The sequence below is a fragment of the Ovoidimarina sediminis genome (assembly GCF_032586175.1).
In the GTDB taxonomy this organism is placed as follows: domain Bacteria; phylum Pseudomonadota; class Alphaproteobacteria; order Rhodobacterales; family Rhodobacteraceae; genus Ovoidimarina; species Ovoidimarina sediminis.
On sequence record NZ_JAWHTE010000075.1, the window covers coordinates 1 to 607 of the forward strand.

At 63.1% G+C, this 607-nt stretch carries 1 protein-coding gene; it reads right to left on the bottom strand.

Translation table 11 applies throughout. The annotated features are described in order from the left end of the window. On the bottom strand, positions 1-607 hold a 607-nt coding region (locus RXV90_RS25785; RefSeq protein ID WP_410482406.1), incomplete at both ends, for an MORN repeat-containing protein.

Genomic DNA, 607 nt, shown 5'->3' on the forward strand with positions numbered 1-607 from the left:
CGACCCACTGGCCCTCGTAGCGATACCCGTCGGTATAGGTCATCACGCCGAAGCCGTCGTTCTTGGCGTTCCGGAATTCGCCTTCATAGACAAGGCCGTTGGCATAGACCGCCTTGCCTTCGCCTTCGATTACGCCATCAACCCAGGCACCTTCATAGGTCGAGCCATCGGGATATGTGATCTTTCCGGTGCCGTCGGCCACGCCGTCGCTGAGGAAGCCTTCATAGACCGAGCCGTCAGGATACTGAACGACGCCCTCACCCTCGATGTTCCCGTTCAGCCAGCTGCCCGTGTAGACGTAGCCATCGGTCGCGCGGAAGGTGCCCTTGCCGTGGCGCCGATCGGCGAGAAACTGGCCGTCGTAAACGTCCGAATTGGCATAGGTGACCTTGCCCTGGCCCTCGCGCTGGCCGCTGACGAACTGGCCCTCGTACACGTCGCCGTTGGGTTGAACGAGCTTGCCGGTACCGTGGATTTCGCCATCCTGCCAGTCGCCCTCGTAGGTCAGCCCATCGGGCATGGTCAGCGTTCCGGTGCCCTGACGTTTTCCGCGGACGAGCGTGCCCTCGTAGACCGCGCCGTCCGGGTAGGTGATCCTGCCCTCGCC